Source organism: Actinomycetospora aurantiaca, from assembly GCF_037401875.1.
Classification (GTDB): Bacteria; Actinomycetota; Actinomycetes; order Mycobacteriales; family Pseudonocardiaceae; genus Actinomycetospora; species Actinomycetospora aurantiaca.
This window is the reverse complement of the sequence record NZ_JBBEGN010000003.1, coordinates 492,024-512,218: the sequence shown is the minus strand read 5'-3', so window position 1 is coordinate 512,218 and position 20,195 is coordinate 492,024. Positions and strand designations below refer to the sequence as shown.

Sequence of the window (20,195 nt, the reverse complement as noted above, 5' to 3'; positions counted from 1 at the left end):
CGACCGGGTCAGCGCGACGCGGTCGCCGGGGAACCCAGCCGCGTCCCGTCGGTGAGCACCTCGTGGGGCGGTGTCGCGGTGCCGTCGACGGCGAGGCCGAGGACCCGGACCCACCCGTCGGCCGTCGCGACGTCCGCGTGCTCGCCGTCGACCCGCACCGCGCCCGGCTCCCCGCCGGTCCCCGGTGCGGCCGCGAGCCGGGTCACCGCGGCCTCGCCCGCGCCCGGCACCCACGTCCGCGACGGACCCCACGGCGAGGAGAACGGCCGGTAGTCGAAGGCGCGGACGAAGGCGAGCACCTCCGCCGTCGGGGAGGACCAGGGGATCCAGCCGTCGTGCGGGACCTCCCGCCCGAAGTACCGGCGCACGGACAGGTCCTGCGGCTCCCGGGGCACCGCGGCGGGGTCCCGCCCGAGCTGGTCGAGCAGCACGTCCACGAGCTCCACGCCCTCCCGGGCGCAGCGGGTCGCCACCGACAGGCCCGTGTCCCGCTCGGTGAGGTCGAACTCCGCGCGGGCGACGACGTCGCCGGTGTCGATGCCCGGCTCCATCCGGTGCAGCGTCACGGCGTGCCGTGCCCGGCGGTGCAGCACCGCCCAGCTCGGCACGTTCAGCCCGGCGTACTCCGGCAGCGGCCCCGGGTGCAGGTTGAACGCGCCGATCCGTGGGGCCCCGAGCACCTCGGCGCGCACGATCGCGAGCGAGTGCACGTTGAGCAGGACGTCGACGCCCAGCTCACGGAGCTCGTCCGCGAGGGCTGCCTCGCGGACCCGCCGGGCGGGCAGGACCGGCGCCCCGGCCTCGGCCGCGAGCGAGGCGACGGTGCCCCGGGTCCGTGGCGAGTCGGTGAGGGCCGCGACGAGCTCGTGCCCGCTCGCCACGACCCGGGCGATCGCCCGCGCCCCGGCGGCCTCCTCGCCGGCGAACACGATCCGCACCATGTCCTCACCCCCGCAGGTGAGGATAAAGCAGACGAAGCGGACGTCTCAGACCTGCTTGCCGGTGGTGTCCGCGCGCGCTTTCGACGGCTGCACCCGCTTCGGCTCGCCGGGCATCTTCGGGTACTCCGGCGGGTAGGGCATGTCGCCGAGGTCGTGGTCGCGCTGGTCGCGCTCCACCCACTCCAGCGCCGTCTCGAGCCCGGCCGGGTCGTCGTGCAGGCCGGCGTGGGCGTCGCCGCGCTCGGCGTACAGGCCGGGCACGGTCCGGACGGTGAAGTCGTCCGGCTCGGCGTCGGGGAGGTCGGCCCAGGTCAGGGGGAAGGACACGGTCGCCCGCGGGGTGCCGCGCACCGACCACGCCGAGGCGATCGTCCGGTCGCGGGCCGCCTGGTTGAAGTCGAGGAACACGCGCTCGCCGCGCTCCTCCTTCCACCAGTCGACGGTGGCCTGCCCGGGCAGCCGCCGGCACACCTCGCGGCCGATCGCGATCACGCACCGGCGGACCGCGACGAAGTCCCACTCCGCGCGGATCGGCACCATGACGTGGATGCCGCGCCCGCCGGAGGTCTTCGGCCACCCGACGAGGCCGGCGTCGGTGAGCACCTCGCGGAGCGTCGCCGCGACGACGGCGGCGTCGGCGAAGTCGGTCCCGGGCTGGGGGTCGAGGTCGATGCGCAGCTCGTCGGGCGCGTCGACCTGGGGGCGGCGGACCGGCCACGGGTGGAAGTCGAAGGTCCCCAGGTTGGCGGCCCAGGCGAGCACCGCCGGCTCGGTGGGGCACAGCACGTCCGCCGCGCGGCCCGAGGGGAACCGCACCTGCACCGTCTCGACGTAGTCGGGGGCGCCCTTGGCCAGGCGCTTCTGGTAGAAGAACTCGCCGGTCACGCCGTCGACGAAGCGCTTGAGGTGAGTCGGGCGGTCGCGCAGCACCCCGAGCAGCGGGTCGGCCACCGCCGCGTAGTACTCGACGACCTGGCCCTTGGTGATCCCGGGCTCGGGGAAGTAGACCTTGTCGGGGTTCGACACGCGCACCGCGCGCCCGCCCACCTCGATCTCCACCGCCGCCGACCGCGCCACGGCTGCGGAGGTTACCGTGACTCCCATGACCTGGGCTGCTCGTCCGGATCCGGCTCGCCGGTTCCACGACGACCTCGTCGGCCTCGACCCCGACGACCCGGAGGCGCGCGCCTTCGCCGAGCACCTCGACCGCATGGAGCGCGTGCGGCCGATGTTCACCGTCGAGGGCGAGCTGAACGGCGTGCGCGACTTCGCGGAGTCGGCGAACCGCAGCGGCGGCCTGCAGCGCTGGGCCGCGTGGCTGCTCGTCGTGCTCGTGCTGCTCGGCGCGGGCTGGGTCATCTACGGGGTGCTGGAGTTCGTGCTGAGCGCCTACCTCGCGTAGCGCGCCGTATTAGCCTGGACGCATGAGCAGTGCGATCGGCAAGCCGAAGGTCGAGAAGTCCGACGCCGAGTGGCGGGAGCAGCTCTCGCCCGAGGAGTACCAGGTCCTGCGCCAGGCCGGCACCGAGCGGCCGTTCACCGGCGAGTACGACGAGACGTTCACCGAGGGCGTCTACCACTGCCGCGCGTGCGACGCCGAGCTCTTCCGCTCGGAGACGAAGTTCGCGAGCCACTGCGGGTGGCCGTCGTTCTACGCCCCCTCGGGCGACGACAACGTGATCCTGCGCGAGGACTCGTCGATGGGGATGCGCCGCGTCGAGGTGCTGTGCGGGACCTGCCACTCCCACCTGGGGCACGTCTTCGAGGGCGAGGGGTACGGCACGCCCACCGACCAGCGCTACTGCATGAACTCGGTGTCGCTGCGGCTCGAGCCGAAGGCCTGAGCACTCCCCGGGGTACCCGGGCGGCGTGAGCCGATCATCGTCGTCGCTGGTGGCCCCCGTCCTGGTCGTGCTGGCCGTCCTGGCCGGGTGCAGCGACAGCGCGCAACCGGCGCAGCCGGCACCGCCGTCCCGGCCGTTCGCGCCGGAGAACACGGTCCGGCCGCCGAGCCCGCAGACCTGGCTCGCCCAGGTCTGCGCGGCGCTGGCCCCGGCGGTCCGCTCCGCGACGCCGATCCCGCCGACGAACACCGCGGACGTCGCCGGGACCCGGGACCGCGTCGTCGCCTACCTCGACGACCGGATCCGCGGCGTCACCACCGCGATCCGAGGGGTGAACGCCGCCGGCCCCGCCCCGCTCGAGGGCGGCGGCGCCTCGACCGACGCCGTGCTCGACGGGCTCAACCAGCGGCTCGGCGCGATCCGGGAGGCCCGCGAGTCGTTGGAAGCCGTCCCCGCCAACGCCACGGACACCCTGTTCTACGGTCTCCAGCGCGCCCGCGCGGTCCTCGTCGTCCCCGGCCCGGACGCCCTGCGCGACCTCGCGGTCCCGACCCCGCTGACCGACGAGGCCGCCGGGGTGGCGGAGTGTCGGGCGCTCACCACGCCGTGATCGTCAGGCGGTCCCGCTGACCCCGGGGATGCGGTCGGAGCGGAACGCCTCGACGAACCGCCGGTGGTCGTCGCGCACGACCCGGGCGTAGGCGTGGGCGAAGCCGACCAGGTCGGCGACGAACTCGTCCTCGCGGCCCGCCACGACCTCGAGCACGGCGTCCTCGACCTGGAACCCCACGAGGTCGGCGTCCTCCGCGTCGCGGTCGGCCACGCAGTGCGCCCGCGCGGTGGCGTGCCCGAGGTATCCCAGCACGTTCGCCACGTCGGCCGGCTCGGTGACGTCCGCCCAGTCCAGGTCGGCCTCGTAGGGCGAGAGCTCGCGCACCACGTACCCGGCCCCGCGCACCTCGGTCCAGCCCAGCAGCCGGTCGGCGTGCGCCTGCAGGGCCCGCTGGGACAGCGCGGTGCGCTGGCCGTGGTGGACGAACGCCGAGGCGACGCGCTCGTCGGTGACCACGCGGCTCGGGGCCGCGACGACGGCCTGCTTCATGCTGATGACGACGTCGTTGTCGAGGGCCTCGTTGAACCCCTCGACCAGGACGTTGTACGCGGGCAGGCCCGCGCTGCCGATCCCGAAGCCGCTGCGCCCGACGACGTCGACCACCTCGTAGACGACGTCGGAGAGACGCTTGTCGGCCGGGATCGTGTCCAGGTAGCGCCGGAACGCCTCCACGACCTCCGCCCGCTCGCCGTCGTCGAGCCGCCGCACCCCCGGGCCGGCCCGGAACACCCGGTCGTCGCCCTCGATCTCGGTGAGCGAGGCCAGCAGCGCCTCGCGGCTGGACTCCCGGGACCGCTGCAGGGCCGCGCGCACCGCGCCGTCGGTCCCGGAGCGCCGCAGGGCGTGCGTGAGCTCGCCCGCGGTGCCGTGGAACGAGCGCAGCGCGGCCAGGTAGGCGCGCAGGTAGGTCGTGACCAGCTCGGACACGGTCTCGTCGGAGAACGCCTTGGACCAGCCGAGCAGCGCCACGCTGGCCACCAGCCGGCGCAGGTCCCAGGTGAACGCCCCCAGGTAGGCCTCGTCGAAGTCGTTCAGCGCGAAGACCAGCGCGCCGTCGCCGTCCATGTACGTGCCGAAGTTCTCCGCGTGCAGGTCGCCCTGGATCCACACCCGGGAGGTCCGCTCGTCGGCCCACGGGTCGGGCAGCCGCACGACGTCGGCGTAGAACAGGCACGCGCTGCCACGGTAGAACGCGAACGGGTCCGCGGCCATCTTGCGGAACTTCGACCGGAAGCCGGCCGGGCTCGCGGCCATGAGATCGGCGAAGGCGTCGGTGAGGGTGTCGACGATGAAGCCCGTGCGGGCGTCCTCGTCCCGGGTCCCGAGGGCGGACAGGTCGGCGGCGACGGGGTCGGTCACCGCGCCATCCTGGCCCCACCGGTCACGACAGGGCGAGCAGCGCTCCCGGCTCGACCCGCGGACCGGTGAAGAACGGCGTCTCCTCGCGCACGTGCCTGCGGGCCTCGGTGGCCCGCAGGTCGCGCATCAGGTCGACGATCCGGTCGAGCTGGTCGGACTCGAAGGCGAGGATCCACTCGTAGTCGCCCAGCGCGAACGACGGCACCGTGTTGGCCCGGACGTCGGCGTAGCCGCGGGCGGCCTTGCCGTGGTCGGCGAGCATGCCCCGCCTCTCCTCGTCGGGCAGCAGGTACCAGTCCAGCGACCGCACGAACGGGTAGAGGCAGAGGTAGCCCTTCGGCTCCTCCCCCGCGATGAAGGCCGGGACGTGGCTCTTGTTGAACTCCGCCGGCCGGTGCAGCGCGGTGTTCGACCACACCGGCTCCGAGGCCCGGCCCAGCGCCGTGCGGCGCAGCGCGGTGTAGGCCGCCTGCAGCGACTCGACGTCGGGGGCGTGGGTCCAGACCATCCAGTCGGCGTCCGCCCGCATGCCCGCGAGGTCGTACACGCCGCGCACGACGACGCCCTTGGACTCCTGCTCGTCGACGGCGGCGGCGAACTCCTCGGCGGCGGTCCGCCGGTCGTCGGGGAGCTTCGCCTGGTCGGTGCGGAACACCGACCACATCGCGTACCGGATCGTCGAGTTCAGCTCGTCGTAGTTCAGCCGCGCCACGGGTCCATCGTGCCACGGGCCAGGTGCGCGGCGACCCGCTCGGCGGCGGCGTCGCCGGTGGCCAGGCAGGCCGGGACCCCGACGCCGTGCAGGGCGGCCCCCGCGACAGCGAGCCCGTCGGGCAGCGACGACTCGATCGTCGCGACCCGCTCGCCATGGCCGACGCCGTACTGCGGCAGCCCGCCGCCCCAACGGGCGACGACGCTCTCCAGCGGCTCCGCGTCGATCCCGAGCAGGGCGGCGACGTCGGACCGCGCGGCCGCGACCAGCTCGTCGTCGTCGCGCTGCAGGGTGCCGGGCTCGCCGTACCGCCCGATCGAGGCCCGCAGCACCACGGCCTCGTCGCCGGCGAGGTGCGGCCACTTCACCGACGACACCGTGACGGCCTTGATCGTCCACGGCTCCCCGTCCGGGCGCCGCTCCCCCGAGCCGATCAGCACCCCGGAGCGCGTCCCGAGATCGGTGCCCGCCGGCAGCGCCAGCGCGACGACGGCCGAGGACGCCAGCTCGATGCCGGCCGCGGCCCGCGCGGCCGCCGGGGCGACGTCCGCGAGCAGGCGCCGCAGGCCCGGCGGCGGCACCGCGAGCACCACCGCGTCGGCGTCGAGGACCTCACTGCCCTGCGGCCCCGACGCGACGACCCGCCAGCCGTCCGCCCGGGGCTCGATCGCGGTCACGGTGCGCGCGAGTCGCACCTCGGCCCGGGCCGCGACGGCGAGCGCGGGCGGCAGGTCGGCGAGGGCGGTGCGCAGGGTCCCGAAGACCGGTGCGGGTGCCGCCCCGTCGGGCGGCGCGGCCGGCAGTGCCGCCCGTGCGGCGGCGGTGAGCGAGGACGGGTCGCGGTCGAGGGCCGCGGCCAGGGCGGGGACGGTCGCGCGGACCCCGAGGGCGTCGGCCCGGCCGGAGTAGACCCCGCCGAGCAGGGGGTCGACGAGCCGGTCGGCCACCTCGTCACCGAACCGGCCGCGCACCAGGGCGCCGACGGTGTCGTCGCCGTCCCAGGCGACGGGTCCCCGGTCGGCCTCGGCCGCCAGCGTGGCCCGTCCGGCCTCCGAGAGCAGGGTCCCGACGGCGGGTGGGTCGGCCGGGACGCCCATGACGGTGCGTGGGGGCATGGCGTGGGTGGCGCCGCCTGCGCGGATGCCCGAGGACGCGGCCGAGGGATGCACGACGTCGTCGGCGAGCCCCAGCTCCACCAGCCGCGCCGAGGCCTCGGGGCGGCGGGCCAGGAACGCCTCCGCCCCGACGTCGACGCGCAGCCCGCCGAGCTCGACGGCCGCGAGCTTGCCGCCCAGCACCCGCGCCGACTCGAGCACCGTGATCCCGGCGTGCTCCCCCAGCGTCGTCCGCAGCCGGTGCGCCGCGGCCAGACCGCTGACACCGCCGCCGACGACCACCACGCGGGGCCCGGGGGCCCCCGTCACGCGCGAACGGGCAGGGAGTGCACCAGCTCGACGACCCGGTGCAGGGCGTCCGGGTCGGTCTCGGGCAGCACCCCGTGGCCGAGGTTGAACACGTGGGCCGGGGCCGCGTGGCCCTCGGCGACGATCCGGCGGACCTCGGCGTCGACGACGTCGGGCCCCGCGAACAGCACGGCCGGGTCGAGGTTGCCCTGCAGGACCGTGCCTGGGGCGCGGCGGGTGGCGGCGTCGAGCGGGACCCGCCAGTCCACCCCGACGACGTCCGCGCCGGCCTCGCCCATCGCGCCCAGCAGCTCCCCGGTGCCCACCCCGAAGTGGATGCGGGGCAGGCCGGCGTCGGCGAGGCCCGCGAGGACCTTCGTCGAGTGCGGCAGCACGAACTCGCGGTAGTCGCGCTCGGAGAGGGCGCCCGCCCACGAGTCGAAGAGCTGCACCGCGTCGACCCCGGCCCCGACCTGGACCTGCAGGAACCCGAGGGTCAGCTCGGCCAGGTGGTCCAGCAGCGCGTGCCACGTGGCGGGCTCGGCGTGCATGAGCGCCTTGGTCCGCTCGTGGTTGCGGCTCGGTCCGCCCTCGACCAGGTAGGAGGCGAGCGTGAACGGGGCGCCCGCGAAGCCGATCAGCGGGGTGTCGCCCAGTTCCGCGGTCAGCAGCCGCACCGCCTGCGCGACCGGCTCGGCCTGCGCGGGGTCGAGGTGCGGGAGGTCGGCGACGTCGGCCGCGGTGCGCACCGGCGACTCGATCACCGGCCCGGTCCCGGCGACGATGTCCACCCCGACCCCGGCGACCTTGAGCGGCACGACGATGTCGGAGAACAGGATCGCGGCGTCCACCCCGTAGCGGCGGACCGGCTGCAGCGTGATCTCGCACGCGAGGTCCGGCGTCAGGCAGGACTCGAGCATCGCGGTGCCCTGGCGCGCCCGCCGGTACTCCGGCAGCGAGCGCCCGGCCTGCCGCATGAACCACACCGGGAGGTGCATCGGCGTCCCGCCCCGGACCGCCGTCAGGAACGCGGATCCGGGCAGGGCACGACGGTGGCTGCTCGGGGTCGTCGCGGGCGCACTCATGGTCCTCCCAGTCTGCCAGCCCGTCCGATCGGCGTGGCGCCGCGCCCGGCGCGTCGGGCTCCCGCGCGTGGCGGGAGCCACCTACGCTCCGGCGGGTGAGTGCACCCGCGACCGCCCCCGAGACGTTCCGCCGGGCCGTGGAGTCGCTGGCCGCCCTGCGCCCCCGCCCCGAGATCGAGCTGCGCGACATGCGCCCGCCGCAGCGGCTGGCGCCGTGGTCGGCGGCGTGGAGCGCGGAGGTCGTCTCCCCCGGCGCGGACCCCGAGCCGGAGGTGCTGGTCACCGGGCGGCTCGTGCTGCTGCACGACCCGGAGGGCCAGGAGGCCTGGGACGGCACGCTGCGCCTGGTCACCTTCGTGCGCGCCGAGCTCGACCCCGAGCACGCGAACGACCCGATGCTGCCCGAGGTGGCCTGGTCGTGGCTGACCGGCGCGCTGGAGGAGAGCGGGTGCGCGGCGACGGCGGTCGGAGGGACGGTCACCCAGACCTCCTCGGTGCGCTTCGGCGACATCTCCGGGCCGGCGCACGTGTGCGACCTCGAGCTGCGGGCGTCATGGACGCCGGTGCCCGACGGGGACGACCCGGCGGCGGTCGACCTCGGCGAGCACGGCGCGGCGTTCACGACCGTCCTGGCGACCGCGGCGGGCCTGCCGCCGGTCGGCGTCGCGAGCCTGGGCGCGCGCCGCCTGGGCTGAGGCCGGCCCGCATCGGCACGTGCATCCGCCGGGTCCGTGTGCGTTCGAGACGACGACGCTTCTCGCGTCTCAACTCGGGACCGCTCGAAGTTCACCATTCAGCGAACTCTCAGCACTTTCCCGGTACCACTGGTGCCGATTTTCGCATTTCTGCAGGTCGCCTCGGACGGCGTCCGCCGCTCGCTCGCTGCGCAGGCCGGGTGAACGAGGGGCCGCGAGCGGGTCACGGGACGGACTCCGAACGCGGTTGCGGTGTTGCGTCCGTTACTCGGATGAGATTGGACCGATGAGCGCAGCGCCTCTGCTGTGATCGGAGTCTTCAGACACAGAGAGTCATATCGACTACACAGAGTGTCACGAGGAGCACACGGAGAGTACGAGACTGACACCAAGGAGTGACCACGGAGCCGTAACGGGCGAAACTCCACCGAGCGAAGTTGGCCCTAATGCTCTCGTTAACTCGCCAGGGGGGATATGTTCTCTCGCGACGCACTTCCTCGGCCGTTCGGCGGCGCGGTCGGCGACCGGGGTTCCGGGTGTGTCCGTCGGGGGGCAAGACCGACTTCAGGGAGGTAGTTGACGTGGCTACCGTGGGCCCAGGCATGGCACTGCGCGGCGTCGCGAGTGGCCTGCTGCCACCGGCCATGGTCCCGCATCCGCGGGAAGAGATGTTCTCGGTGCTGGTGGTCGACGACCACCCGCTGTTGCGCGAGGCGATCGCGCAGCGGCTGTCCTCGATGGGCGCCGGCACCGTCCACGAGGCGGCCTCGATCTCCGAGGCACGGACCCGGGCACTCGCCTCCGGTCCCTGCGACCTCGCGATCCTCGATCTCGGCCTCCCGGACGGTTCCGGGCTGGACCTGATCGCGGAGCTGCGGGCGCAGGGCTGGAACCGCGTGGTGGTCCTCGCCGCCTCGGACGACCCGTCCGCGGTGCGGGCGGCGTTCCAGGCCGGGGCGCAGGCGTACCTGCTCAAGTCCGCCTCGCCGGGCATCGTCACCGACGGGGTGCGGCGCGTGCTCGAGGGCGGCCTCTACGCCGACCCCTCGGTCGCCCCGCTGCTCGCGGCGGGCACCCGGGTGCCGGCGACGGACAACACGCCGCGGGAGCTGTCGGCCCGCGAGGTGGAGGTCCTCCAGCTGGTGGCCGACGGCCGGTCGAACAAGGAGATCGGTGACGCGTTGAGCCTCTCGGCCCTCACGGTCAAGAGCCACCTCTCGCGCATCGGCCGCAAGCTCGGTACGGGCGACCGCGCCCAGATGGTCGCGCTGGCCATGCGGGCCGGCGTCATCCGCTGAGCACCGCCGAGGACCCGACGTCCGCCGACGGGGGCGAGGAGTCCGGTGAGGAGATCACCGAGCTCCTCGCCCCCGCCGACGGCGTTCCCGAGATCATCACCGACCGGGACCGCCTGACGGCGCTCGCCGACGACCTGGCCGCGGGCAGCGGTCCGGTCGCGGTGGACGCCGAGCGGGCGTCGGGGTTCCGTTACTCGGCCCGGGCCTACCTGGTGCAGCTCCGCCGGGAGGGTGCCGGGTCGGCCCTCGTGGACCCGATCGCCCTCGACGGCGACCTCTCCGTGCTCGGCGACGCCCTGCGCGGCGTCGAGTGGGTGCTCCACGCCGCGTCGCAGGACCTGCCGTGCCTCGCCGAGGTCGGCATGCGTCCCGACGTCCTCTTCGACACCGAACTCGCCGGCCGGCTCGCGGGCTACCCCCGCGTCGGGCTCGGCCCCCTCGCGGAGCGCCTCCTCGGCGTCCGCCTGCGCAAGGGCTACGGCGCCGCGGACTGGTCGACCCGGCCGCTGCCCGACGACTGGCTGGTCTACGCCGCGCTCGACGTCGAGCTCCTCGTCGCGATGCGCGACCTGCTCGCGGCCGACCTCGAACGCCAGGGCAAGGCCGAGTGGGGCCGACAGGAGTTCGAGGCCGTGCGGCTCGCCGGCCCGCCGCCACGACGGGCGGAACCGTGGCGCCGGACCTCCGGGACCCACAAGGTGCGCCGCCCCCGGCAGCTCGCCGTCGTGCGCGCGCTGTGGGAGTCCCGCGACCAGCTCGCCGAGTCCCGCGACGTCGCGCCGGGCCGCCTGCTGCCCGACGCCGCGATCGTCGACGCCGCGCTGCGCGAACCCGCGTCGCGCGAGGCCCTCACCGAGATGCCGGTGTTCAAGGGCAACCGCCAGCGCCGGTTGGCGGACCGCTGGTGGCGCGCCGTGCGCACCGGCCGCGGGCTCCCGGCCGAGGAGCTGCCGTCCTCCGCCGCCGCCGGCGACGGGCCACCGCCGGTCAACCGCTGGGCCGACAAGGACCCCGACGCCGCCGCGCGCCTGACCGCGGCCCGCGCCCACCTGGCGGACCTGTCCGAGCAGTGGGACACGCCGGTGGAGAACCTGCTCCAGCCCGACCTCGTCCGTCGCCTCTGCTGGACCCCTCCGGTCCCGGCCGACGCGGCCGGGGTCGAGGAGTTCCTGACGGCGGGTGGTGCCCGGCCCTGGCAGCGCGAGCTCGCCCTCGAGGGCCTGGTGGCCGCGCTCGCCGAGACGGCGCCGCCGGCCGACGAGAGTGCGCCCGCGCCCACCGCCCCGTCGTCGGGCGAGGGCGAGACTCCCCGCCGCTCCCCGCGGCGGCGCCGCCGGCGCGGGTCCGGCGAGACCGCTCAGGTCGGGACGGTGACCCCGGTGTTCAGCGACCCGGAGACCTGACCGGGCAGCAGGACCCGCACCGTCAGCCCGCCGCCCTCCACCGGCTCGGCCGCCACCGTCCCGCCGTGGGCCCGTACCACCGCGCGGACGATCGACAGCCCGAGGCCGGACCCGGTCCCGACCCGGTCCGCGCCCCGGCGGAACGGCTCGAACAGGTCGGGCACCCGCGCCGGGTCGAGCACCGGGCCGGACGACGCCACCACCAGCTCCACCCGCGCCGGGTCGTCCGCCGGGCCGCTGCGCACCGTGATCCAGCCGTCGTCGACGTTGTGCCGCACCGCGTTCTCGACGAGGTTCCCGACGACCCGCTCCAGCAGCGCCGCGTCCCCGACCACCACCGCCCCGGGGACGGGGCCCTCGTCGTCCGCCGTCGGCTCCGCGCTCGTGACCTCCACCCGCAGCCGCCGCGCCTCGACCTCGGCGCGGACGGCGTCCAGCGCGCCCCGGGCGGCGAGGTCGAGGTCGACGGGTTCGTCCCCGTCGTCCGCCCGGCGCGGCGCCGCCTCGGTGCGGGCGAGCAGCAGGAGGCCGTCGACGAGGCCCTCCGCCCGGCGCGTGGCGTCACGCAGGACCGCGGCCATCCGGCGCAGCTCGTCGACGTCGGCGTCCGGGTCGGCGAGCGTCACGTCGATCTCGGTGCGCAGGACCGCGAGCGGCGTCCGCAGCTCGTGGCTGGCGTTCGCGACGAAGCGGCGCTGCGCGTCGAAGGCGGCCTGCAGCCGGTCCAGCATCTCGTCGAAGGTGTCCGCGAGCTCGGCGACCTCGTCGCGCGGGCCCTCCAGGTCGATCCGGGCGTCCAGGGACTCCGCCGAGAGCCGCCGCGCGGTGGCCGTCACGTCGTGCACCGGGCGCAGCACGTGCCCCGTGAGCACCCACGACACCAGGGCCGCGGCCGCGACCACCAGGGCGAAGGCCACCGAGCCGACCTGCAGCACCTCGGTGCGGGCGGTGTGCCCGATCGCCGCCGCGACCTCCCCCGCCGGCACCGGGACGTCGTCGACCAGCACCGGCGTCTCCGCGGGCAGGGTCGGCAGCGTCGCGGCGACCTCCCCCACGAGCATCCACCCCAGCCACAGCAGCAGCGCGGAGACGGCGGCGACCAGGCCGGTCGCGAGCAGGGTCAGCCGCACGCGCAGGCCCGGGCCGCGGCGGCGCCGGGCGCGGGGCGGGTCGGCCGGTCGGAACACGGTCCGGGAGCCTACGGCCGCCCGCGCGCCCCACGTGTGAAGGTGCCGGGCACCTGGGACACGTCGGGCCCGGCACCGCCCCCACAGGGGACGCGGCACCGGGCCCGTCGACGCCCCGGGGCGTCTAGTTGATCGCGTGGATCGGCGCCGAGCAGGACTTGCTGATGCCCGCGCTGTTGCCGTGCTTCGCCTCGGACTGCAGCGGGACGCTGACCGCGTTGTCCTGGACCGGGACCTGGACGCCGAGGGCGTTGACCGGGACGTCGTTGTTGCAGACGTTGACCGGGGTGTTCGGCGCGAAGTCCGAGGAGTTGACGACGCCCTTCTGGACGGTCCCGTCGGTCTCGTGGGCCATCGCCAGGCCGGCCGTCGAGACCAGGCCGGAGGAGATGAGGGCCGACGCCAGGACGGCCTTGCGCATCATCGACATGATGGGGGTGTTCCTCTCTGGGGGGAGCCTCCGGACGGTCACTGTCCGACATCGTCCGGATACGTGTAGTGAAACGAGGCCCTCCCGAGGCGGGCACGATTCTCGACACCTTCTCCGCCGATCGGGTGATCATGACCGGATAACGCGTTTCGTCGTTCCTGGTCGGCGCGGTGCGGCATGCTCGCGGCCATGAGCAGCGACGCCGTCATCGTCGAGGTCGCCGTCAACGGGACCACCACCCGCGAGGCGAACCCGCACGTGCCCCGGACCCCGCCGGAGATCGCCGACGACATGCTCGCCTGCCTGGACCGCGGAGCCGCGATCGTGCACAACCACAACGACGAGCCGATGTTCACCGCCGACGCCGTGCACGCCGTCGGGCCCTACGTCGAGGCGTGGACACCGGTGGTCGGCGCCCACCCCGACGCCCTGCTCTACCCGACGATGGGCGCGGGCGCCCGGGGCATCCCGGTCGAGCGGAAGTGGGCGCACGTCGAGGAGCTCGCCCGGCGGGGGCTGGGCGGGATGACGCTGGTGGACCCCGGGTCGGTCAACGTCGGCCTGCTCGGGAGCGGGGAGTGCGCGCCCGCCGCGGCCGCGGAGGCCTACCAGAACAGCATCGCCGACACCGAGTACATGTTCCGGCGCACCGGCGAGCTGGGCGCGCGGCCGTCGATCTCGATCTTCGAGCCGGGCTTCCTGCGGACGACGCTGACGTTGCACCGGCACGGCCGGGTGCCCGCGGGCGCGATGGTGAAGCTGTACTTCGGGGGCGACCTGCAGTTCGGGCTGCCGCCCACGGAGCGGGCGCTGGACGCCTACTGCGAGCTGCTCGAGGGCTCGGGCCTGCCGTGGTCGGTCGCCGTGCTCGGCGGCGACGTCGTCGGGTCCGGGCTGGCCGCGCTCGCCCTGGAGCGCGGCGGGCACGTCCGGGTGGGCCTGGAGGACTACGCCGGGCCCCGGCAGCCGACCAACGTCGAGCTGCTCGACGAGGTCCTCGAGGTGCTGTCGGCGGCCGGCCGCCGACCCGCCACGTGCGCGGAGACCCGCGCGATCCTCGCGGCGTGAGCGCCGAGTGCCACGTCAGGCAGCTCCCGAACCCCGGAAACCTGCACCACGTCGCACTCGCCGCAGCGGCCACCCGCCGTCAGGAAGACCCCACCGCCGAGTGCTACGTCAGGCAGCTCCCGGAACCCGGAAGCCTGCACCACGTCGCACTCATCGCAGCAGCCGGGCGCCGTCAGGAAAACCCACCGCAGAGTGCTACATCTGGCAGCTCCCGGAACCCGGAAACCTGCGCCACGTCGCACTCGCCGGAGCAGCTGGGCGTCAGACCCCGGCGGGGGCCTCCGCACGGACGCGGTAGCCGGAGCCGACCACGGTGTCGATGATCCCGGGGTCGCCGAGCTTCTTGCGCAGCGTCATGACGGTGACCCGCACGGTCGTCGTGAACGGGTCGGCGTTCTCGTCCCAGACCCGCTCGAGGAGCTCCTCGGACGACACCACCGCGCCGCCCGCGGCCATGAGGACCTCGAGGACGCCGAACTCCTTGCGGGTGAGGTCCACCGTGGTGCCCTCGCGCAGGACGGTGCGCTTCGCCGGGTCGAGCACCACGCCCGCGGCCTCGAGGATCGGCGGCGTCGCCGGGACGGCACGGCGGCCCAGGGCCCGGATGCGGGCGACGAGCTCGGGGAAGTCGAAGGGCTTCGCCAGGTAGTCGTCCGCCCCGAGGGCCAGGCCGGCGACCTTGTCGCGCAGCGTGCCGCTCGCGGTCAGCATGATCACCCGCGTGACGCCGCCGGCCACCTCGGCACACAGGTCGTCCCCGGAGCGGCCCGGCAGGTCACGGTCGAGCACGATGACGTCGTAACGGGTCACCGAGGCCTTCTCCGAGCCGGTGTCACCGTCGTAGGCGACGTCGACCGCCATCCCCTCGCGCCGGAGCCCGCGCGCCAGCGCGTCGGCCAGGGCCTGCTCGTCCTCCACGATCAGAATGCGCACTCCTCCACGATGCCACCGCGGGCCTGAGCTGCGCCTGAGAAGTCCCTGGGCGGTTCCGCTCAGTGCGCGCTGCCGCCCGCGGCCCGCGGCAGGTCCGGCACCGGCGGGACGTCGCCCGAGCGGCGCGAGACCCACTCCGTGATGCGCCGGGCGACGTCCTGGTCGGTGAGCCCGGCCGCGGCCAGGATCGACCCGCGGCTGTCGTGGGCGAGGAACTCCTGCGCGAGCGCGATGCGGCGCACCGGCACGTCGACGCCCGCCTCGCTCAGGGCGTCGGACAGCGAGGAGCCGAACCCGCCGTGGCGCCCGCCGTCCTCGACGGTCACCACCAGGCGGTGCTCGGCGGCCAGCTCGAGCAGCACCGACGGGACCGGCTGCAGCCAGCGCGGGTCGACCACGGTCACGCCGATGCCCTGCGCGGTGAGCCGGTCGGCCGCCTCCACGCCGAGCTGGCCGAACGCGCCCACGCACACGAGCAGCACGTCGCGGACCTCGGGCGGCGCGTCGGTCGGGTCCTGCTCCAGACGCTCCACGGCGGTGGGACGCGGCGCGGTGCGCGGGAGCCGGCCGGGCTCGGCGAGCACGTCGACCGCGCCCGGCCCGGCGTCGCCGGCGATCCGGCGCAGGGCGGCCACGCCGCTCGGGACGGCGCCCTTGGACCAGCGCAGCGCGGTCGGGCCGTCGGTGATCCCGACGGCCTCGCGCAGCTCCTCGCGCAGCGTCTGGGCGTCGCGCGGGGCCGCCACCCGCAGGCCCGGGACGATGCCCATCACCGACAGGTCCCACATGCCGTTGTGGGAGGCCCCGTCGTCGCCGGTGACCCCGGCGCGGTCCAGCACGACCGTGACCGGCTCGCGGTGCAGCGCCACGTCCATGAGCAGCTGGTCGAACGCGCGGTTGAGGAACGTCGAGTACACCGCGACCACGGGGTGCAGGCCGCCGTGCGCGAGCCCGGCCGCCGAGGTCATCGCGTGCTGCTCGGCGATGCCGACGTCGAACAGCCGCTCCGGGTAGACCTCGCCGAACGCCGCCAGGCCGGTCGGGCCGGGCATGGCGGCGGTGATCGCGACGACGTCGGCGCGCTCCCGCCCCAGTTCGAGCATGGTGTCGGTGAACTCCGAGGTCCAGCTGCGCGGCTTCGGGCCGACCGGCAGTCCGGTCTCCGGGTCGATCACGCCGACCGCGTGCATCTGCTCGGCCACGTCCTGCTCGGCCGAGGCGAAGCCCCGTCCCTTGGCGGTGACCGCGTGCACGATCACGGGACCGCCGAAGTCGCGCGCCGCCTGCAGTGCGGACTCCAGGGCGGCCGTGTCGTGGCCGTCGACCGGGCCGAGGTACTTCAGCCCGAGGTCGGAGAACAGGGCCTGCGGCGACAGGGCGTCCTTCACCCCGACCTTCGCGGCGTGCATCGCGGAGTACAGCGGCCCGCCCACCAGCGGGATCCGCCGCAGCGCCTTCTTGCCGTGCTCGAGCACGTCCTCGTACTGCGGGGCGAGCCGCAGCGACGACAGTCGCTCGGAGAGCCCGCCGATCGTCGGCGCGTACGAGCGGCCGTTGTCGTTGACCACGATGACGACGGGCCGGTCCGAGCCGGCGATGTTGTTCAGCGCCTCCCAGCACATGCCGCCGGTCAGGGCGCCGTCGCCGACCACGGCGACCACGGAGCGGTCGCGACCGGTCAGCGCGTCGGCCTTGGCCAGGCCGTCGGCCCAGGACAGCGCGGTGGAGGCGTGCGAGTTCTCGACGAGGTCGTGGTCGCTCTCGGCGCGGCTGGGGTAGCCGGACATGCCACCGCCCTGGCGCAGCCCGTCGAACTCCCCCGAGCGCCCCGTGACGATCTTGTGCACGTAGCTCTGGTGCCCGGTGTCGAACACGAGCGCGTCCCGGGGCGAGTCGAACACCCGGTGCAGGGCCAGGGTGAGCTCCACGACCCCGAGGTTGGGGCCGAGGTGCCCTCCCGTCCGGCACACCTTGTCCACCAGGAACCCGCGGATCTCGCCGGCGAGCGTGTCGACCTCGCCCGCGTCGAGGGCCCGCAGGTCGGCGGGGGTGCGGACACGGTGGAGCAGACTCACGGCGGCCAGTCTACGAGGATCGCGGCCCCCCGCTCGGCGCAGCGACCGACGGACGGGGGGTCCGTGAGTGGCGTTACGCCGTGCGCGGCCGCCGCGCGACGTAGACCACGGCCGGCGGCGCGTTCAGCCACACCGTGCGGCTGACCACGACCTCCTCGAAGGTCTCCTCGAGGTTGCGCTGCACCTGCTTCGCCGTCGGGAAGAAGCGGATCCAGGCGTGGGCGAGCTGCGTCACGGCACCCTCCGGGGCGGCGAGCCGGCCCAGCAGCGGGAAGATCGAGCGCCCGTCCGACGGCGCCGTCGCGAGCCACGGGAGGCCGGAGACCGACAGGTCCGCGCGCACACCCTCGGCGAGCAGCTTCTCCACCGCGGTGTGCGCGTCGGTGCACATCACCTCGACGTCGGGGTGGCGCCGAGCCAGCACGTCGGCCATGCCCTCGTCCATCTCCACGGCGATGTGCCGGCCCCGGCCCCGCAGCCGCTTCTGGATCTCGTCGGTGACCGATCCGGTGCCCGCTCCGAGGTCCACGACGACCGGGTCGCCGGTCTCGGGCAGCGGCGCGATCGCCTGGCGGCACAGCGGCGGGAAGCTCGGGAACAGGGCGGCGACGTGCAGCGGGTCGCGCAGGAAGGCGGTCGAGAAGTGGCGGATCTCGGTCACGGGGTCTCCTGGGGAGCCGGATGGGGAGCGGGGAGGGACGGCCCGGCGGCGACCACGGCGGCGAGCAGGGCGCGGGCGACCTCGCCGACCATGGCGTCGTCCGGGGAGAAGGCGGGGTGGTGCAGGCCGGGTGCGCCGCCCGCCGCGGTGTCGGGCGGGGCGGTGCCGACGAAGAGCATGACGGACGGAGTGCCCGCCGCCGAGTAGTGCGAGAAGTCGTCCGCGCCACACGAGCGGAACGCCGTGTCCAGCCGGAGGCCGGTCGGGGCGGCCTGCTCGTCGCCGCGCCGCCCGCCGAGCGTGGCCGCGATCGCGGCGGCCAGGCGCTCGTCGTTCACGACGGCGGGTTCGTTCGGCACCACGGTGACCTCGCCCCGGCAGCCATGCGCCGCCGCCGTGTGCTCGACGACCTCGGTGACCGCCGCCAGGATCGCGTCGCGGTCGGCGTCCAGGGCGCGGACCGTCCCCCGGGCCGCAGCGGTCCCGGGCACGACGTTGGGCGCGGTCCCCGCGGTGATCTGCCCGATCGTCACCACGCCCGCCTCGAGCGGGTTCACCCGCCGCGCGACGATCTGCTGCAGGGCGACGACGACGGCGGCGATCGCGAGCACCGGGTCGCGGGTGCGGTGGGGGTAGCCGCCGTGCCCGGCGTGGCCCGACACCACGATCTCGATCTCGTCGGCCGAGGCGTTCACCGGCCCGGGGCGGGACGAGACGACCCCGCGGGGCAGTTCGGGCTGGACGTGCACCCCGAGCATCGCCGCGGGCCGGTGCGCCCGGAACCCGGGGTCGACGACGACGTCCGCCGCGCCCGAGGGGGCCGACTCCTCGCGCGGCTGGAACACCGCCAGCAGCGGCACGGCCAGCACGTCCGGGCCCACCGCGGCCACCGCGCGCGTCACGGCGACGAGCGCGGCGGTGTGCACGTCGTGGCCGCAGACGTGCGCGACGCCCTCCCGGCGGGAACTGAACTCGAGCCCGGTCGCCTCGGTGACCGGCAGGGCGTCGAGCTCGCCGCGGACCGCGAGGGCGGGGCCGGGTCCGCCGAGGCGCAGCATGCCGCCGGTGCCCGCGACCGGTTCCAGCTCCGCGCCGAGCGCCGCGGCGACCGCGTCGCGGGAGTCGGCCTCGTCGCCGGACCGGCGCGGTTCGCGGTGCAGCGCGTGCCGCAGCTCGACCGCGCCCGGCAGCTCCGCCTCCAGCGCCGTGAGCAGCGCGTCCGGCACGGGCACCGGGCGCGCCCGGACGACCTCGCCGTCGGCCCGCCGCGGGCCGCCGGAGATCGGGACCTCGGTCGTCATGCCGGAATCCGCGGGTACACCCGCAGGGCGTTGTCGCGCGCGATCATGCTGGCCACCCGTTCGGCGTCGGCGGGAGAGATCTCGTCGGTCGCACAGGCCTGCTCGAGCAGCCCGCCCAGGGCCGCCCGGAACCGCAGGGCCCCGAGCAGGTGCAGCTCGGGCAGCCCGTAGGCGTCCGAGGCGTAGAGCATCTTGGCGAAGGGTGCCAGTTCCAGCATCTCGGCAATCACGTCGGGGGCCCGCGAGCCCACGTGCGGCACCGCGAGGCTGACGTCGACGTACACGCACGAGAACACCTGCGCCATCCACGCCGCCTGCCGGTGGAACGGGTAGGTGTGCAGGAGCATCAGCGGGACGCCGAGGGGCTCCACCAGGCGCGCCAGGCCGGCGAGCAGGGCCGGGTCGGACCGGTGGAGGTCCTCGTCGGAGTCGCCGAACCCGGTGTGCAGCTGCAGCGGCAGGCCGGTGTCCAGGCCCGCCCAGAGCCCGTGCCGGAGCAGCACCGGGTCGCGCAGCGGCTCGCCGTCCCGGGCCCGCCGCGCCAGCCACCCGTCGGCCGCGGCGGCGACCTCGGCGGGCTCCGGGCGGTGCGGGTCGACGTCGAGCCCGGCCCGGTAGGCCAGGACGGTCTTGCAGGCGACCGGCAGCGGCCGCCGTTCGGGGGCGGTGCGCCGGGCCACCTCGGCGCGCAGCGCCTCGCCGAACCCGGCGGCGTCGACGCCCGCGTCCGCGATGCCCTCGGCCACCGCCTCCAGGCGCACGACCTCGCCCACGGGAATGCCCGCGGTCTGCGCCAGGGCGTCCAGGTCGAGCAGGCCGCCCGCGGCGAACCCGTGGTCGACCAGGAGGGACCCCGATCCGGTCGCGCGGAGCATCGCCCGCGACACCGCGGCCGCGCCCAGCTCCGCGCGACGCTCGACGTAGTCCTGCGCGGGCGCGTGCGGCGGCAGCCCCAGCACCGGCGAGCACCAGCGGCGCACGGAGAACCCGAGGCGCGAGTCGAACGCCGAGGTGCCCGGCGCGGGTCCGGCCCCCTCGGTGAGCAGGGCCTCGAACCCCGGCCGGTCGAGGTCGTCGGCCACCACCGAGTGGCAGTGGTGGTCCACGAGCGGCACCCCGTCGAGGAAGCTCACCGGCCCCGCGGGGACCAGGCCCAACGAGACGAGGCTGCCGCCGCCGGGGGCCAC

General features: G+C 75.4%; 20 protein-coding genes. 7 read left to right on the top strand and 13 right to left on the bottom strand.

The genetic code is table 11. The features are described 5' to 3' along the window. Nucleotides 1-8: 8 nt before the first annotated feature. Both WCD74_RS10320 and ligD read right to left on the bottom strand, forming a co-directional pair. Nucleotides 9-941: a methionyl-tRNA formyltransferase gene (locus WCD74_RS10320; RefSeq protein WP_337694754.1), complete on the bottom strand. Its 933-nt coding sequence runs from the start codon at nucleotides 939-941 to the stop codon at nucleotides 9-11. A gap of 45 nt (nucleotides 942-986) precedes the next feature. Beyond that, on the bottom strand, nucleotides 987-2,045 hold the full coding sequence (ligD, locus tag WCD74_RS10315) for a non-homologous end-joining DNA ligase (protein ID WP_337694753.1): 1,059 nt from the start codon (nucleotides 2,043-2,045) through the stop codon (nucleotides 987-989). On the opposite strand from ligD, the gene WCD74_RS10310 reads away from it, so the two are divergent. Genes WCD74_RS10310 through WCD74_RS10300 form a run of 3 tightly spaced genes read left to right on the top strand, consistent with a single transcriptional unit; the run spans nucleotide 2,044 to nucleotide 3,395 of the window. Continuing rightward, nucleotides 2,044-2,343, top strand: coding sequence for a hypothetical protein (locus WCD74_RS10310; protein WP_337694752.1), 300 nt, complete (start codon nucleotides 2,044-2,046; stop codon nucleotides 2,341-2,343). The two genes, ligD and WCD74_RS10310, sit on opposite strands and share 2 nt — an antisense overlap. A gap of 22 nt (nucleotides 2,344-2,365) precedes the next feature. Next, complete coding sequence (gene msrB, locus WCD74_RS10305) at nucleotides 2,366-2,785, top strand: peptide-methionine (R)-S-oxide reductase MsrB (RefSeq protein WP_337694751.1); 420 nt, start codon at nucleotides 2,366-2,368, stop codon at nucleotides 2,783-2,785. Nucleotides 2,786-2,810: 25 nt separating this feature from the next. Then, nucleotides 2,811-3,395, top strand: a complete 585-nt coding sequence (locus tag WCD74_RS10300) for a hypothetical protein (RefSeq protein WP_337694750.1) — start codon at nucleotides 2,811-2,813, stop codon at nucleotides 3,393-3,395. A gap of 3 nt (nucleotides 3,396-3,398) precedes the next feature. On the opposite strand, the gene WCD74_RS10295 is transcribed toward WCD74_RS10300, so the two are convergent. The 4 genes from WCD74_RS10295 to hemE are packed head-to-tail and all read right to left on the bottom strand — an operon-like array spanning nucleotide 3,399 to nucleotide 7,957. Then, entirely contained in the window at nucleotides 3,399-4,757 is a 1,359-nt protein-coding gene (locus WCD74_RS10295) for a DUF2252 domain-containing protein (RefSeq protein ID WP_373696050.1), read from the bottom strand. Nucleotides 4,758-4,779: 22 nt separating this feature from the next. Next, entirely contained in the window at nucleotides 4,780-5,469 is a 690-nt protein-coding gene (hemQ, locus tag WCD74_RS10290) for a hydrogen peroxide-dependent heme synthase (RefSeq protein WP_337694749.1), read from the bottom strand. Then, nucleotides 5,457-6,893, bottom strand: a complete 1,437-nt coding sequence (gene hemG, locus WCD74_RS10285) for a protoporphyrinogen oxidase (protein WP_337694747.1) — start codon at nucleotides 6,891-6,893, stop codon at nucleotides 5,457-5,459. The genes hemQ and hemG overlap by 13 nt, the downstream gene beginning before the upstream one ends. Beyond that, entirely contained in the window at nucleotides 6,890-7,957 is a 1,068-nt protein-coding gene (gene hemE, locus WCD74_RS10280; RefSeq protein WP_337694746.1) for a uroporphyrinogen decarboxylase, read from the bottom strand. Before hemE ends, hemG begins: the two co-directional genes overlap by 4 nt. A gap of 95 nt (nucleotides 7,958-8,052) precedes the next feature. Between hemE and WCD74_RS10275 the strand changes: the two genes are divergently transcribed. The 3 genes from WCD74_RS10275 to WCD74_RS10265 all read left to right on the top strand — a co-directional run bounded on the left by WCD74_RS10275 (nucleotide 8,053) and on the right by WCD74_RS10265 (nucleotide 11,353). Next, on the top strand, nucleotides 8,053-8,652 hold the full coding sequence (locus WCD74_RS10275) for a DUF3000 domain-containing protein (RefSeq protein WP_337694745.1): 600 nt from the start codon (nucleotides 8,053-8,055) through the stop codon (nucleotides 8,650-8,652). 602 nt (nucleotides 8,653-9,254) lie between these two features. Continuing rightward, a complete protein-coding gene (locus WCD74_RS10270) occupies nucleotides 9,255-9,950 on the top strand; it encodes a response regulator (protein ID WP_169183164.1) in 696 nt (231 codons plus the stop codon). Nucleotides 9,951-10,003: 53 nt separating this feature from the next. After that, nucleotides 10,004-11,353, top strand: coding sequence for an HRDC domain-containing protein (locus WCD74_RS10265; RefSeq protein WP_373696057.1), 1,350 nt, complete (start codon nucleotides 10,004-10,006; stop codon nucleotides 11,351-11,353). On the opposite strand, the gene WCD74_RS10260 is transcribed toward WCD74_RS10265, so the two are convergent. Both WCD74_RS10260 and WCD74_RS10255 read right to left on the bottom strand, forming a co-directional pair. Then, the gene (locus WCD74_RS10260; protein WP_337694744.1) at nucleotides 11,308-12,540 is read right to left on the bottom strand and encodes a sensor histidine kinase; all 1,233 of its coding nucleotides are present in this window, start codon (nucleotides 12,538-12,540) and stop codon (nucleotides 11,308-11,310) included. The genes WCD74_RS10265 and WCD74_RS10260 overlap by 46 nt on opposite strands. Before the next feature lie 124 nt (nucleotides 12,541-12,664). Further along, nucleotides 12,665-12,961, bottom strand: a complete 297-nt coding sequence (locus WCD74_RS10255; RefSeq protein WP_337694743.1) for a hypothetical protein — start codon at nucleotides 12,959-12,961, stop codon at nucleotides 12,665-12,667. Between the two features lie 198 nt (nucleotides 12,962-13,159). Here WCD74_RS10255 and WCD74_RS10250 point away from each other — a divergent pair, with 198 nt between their 5' ends. Then, complete coding sequence (locus tag WCD74_RS10250) at nucleotides 13,160-14,038, top strand: beta-keto acid cleavage family enzyme (protein WP_337694742.1); 879 nt, start codon at nucleotides 13,160-13,162, stop codon at nucleotides 14,036-14,038. 261 nt (nucleotides 14,039-14,299) lie between these two features. Here the strand turns inward: WCD74_RS10250 and WCD74_RS10245 are convergent, their stop codons facing one another. From WCD74_RS10245 to WCD74_RS10225, 5 genes are all read right to left on the bottom strand, one after another. Then, a complete protein-coding gene (locus tag WCD74_RS10245) occupies nucleotides 14,300-14,971 on the bottom strand; it encodes a response regulator transcription factor (RefSeq protein ID WP_337694741.1) in 672 nt (223 codons plus the stop codon). 59 nt (nucleotides 14,972-15,030) lie between these two features. Continuing rightward, a complete protein-coding gene (gene dxs / locus WCD74_RS10240; protein WP_337694740.1) occupies nucleotides 15,031-17,046 on the bottom strand; it encodes a 1-deoxy-D-xylulose-5-phosphate synthase in 2,016 nt (671 codons plus the stop codon). A 73-nt stretch (nucleotides 17,047-17,119) separates the two neighbouring features. Next, the gene (locus WCD74_RS10235; RefSeq protein ID WP_337694739.1) at nucleotides 17,120-17,707 is read right to left on the bottom strand and encodes a class I SAM-dependent methyltransferase; all 588 of its coding nucleotides are present in this window, start codon (nucleotides 17,705-17,707) and stop codon (nucleotides 17,120-17,122) included. After that, on the bottom strand, nucleotides 17,704-19,008 hold the full coding sequence (locus WCD74_RS10230; RefSeq protein ID WP_337694738.1) for a M20 metallopeptidase family protein: 1,305 nt from the start codon (nucleotides 19,006-19,008) through the stop codon (nucleotides 17,704-17,706). The genes WCD74_RS10235 and WCD74_RS10230 overlap by 4 nt, the downstream gene beginning before the upstream one ends. Continuing rightward, nucleotides 19,005-20,195, bottom strand: a complete 1,191-nt coding sequence (locus WCD74_RS10225) for an amidohydrolase family protein (RefSeq protein ID WP_337694737.1) — start codon at nucleotides 20,193-20,195, stop codon at nucleotides 19,005-19,007. The genes WCD74_RS10230 and WCD74_RS10225 overlap by 4 nt, the downstream gene beginning before the upstream one ends.

Excerpts from the sequence above, each read along its gene's own strand:
- WCD74_RS10255 (WP_337694743.1), bottom strand. The coding sequence starts at position 12,961 with ATGCGCAAGGCCGTCCTGGCGTCGGCCCTCATCTCCTCCGGCCTGGTC.
- WCD74_RS10270 (WP_169183164.1), top strand. The coding sequence starts at position 9,255 with ATGGCACTGCGCGGCGTCGCGAGTGGCCTGCTGCCACCGGCCATGGTC.
- hemE (WP_337694746.1), bottom strand. The coding sequence starts at position 7,957 with ATGAGTGCGCCCGCGACGACCCCGAGCAGCCACCGTCGTGCCCTGCCC.
- WCD74_RS10250 (WP_337694742.1), top strand. The coding sequence starts at position 13,160 with ATGAGCAGCGACGCCGTCATCGTCGAGGTCGCCGTCAACGGGACCACC.
- WCD74_RS10320 (WP_337694754.1), bottom strand. The coding sequence starts at position 941 with ATGGTGCGGATCGTGTTCGCCGGCGAGGAGGCCGCCGGGGCGCGGGCG.
- WCD74_RS10310 (WP_337694752.1), top strand. The coding sequence starts at position 2,044 with ATGACCTGGGCTGCTCGTCCGGATCCGGCTCGCCGGTTCCACGACGAC.
- WCD74_RS10230 (WP_337694738.1), bottom strand. The coding sequence starts at position 19,008 with ATGACGACCGAGGTCCCGATCTCCGGCGGCCCGCGGCGGGCCGACGGC.
- ligD (WP_337694753.1), bottom strand. The coding sequence starts at position 2,045 with ATGGGAGTCACGGTAACCTCCGCAGCCGTGGCGCGGTCGGCGGCGGTG.
- msrB (WP_337694751.1), top strand. The coding sequence starts at position 2,366 with ATGAGCAGTGCGATCGGCAAGCCGAAGGTCGAGAAGTCCGACGCCGAG.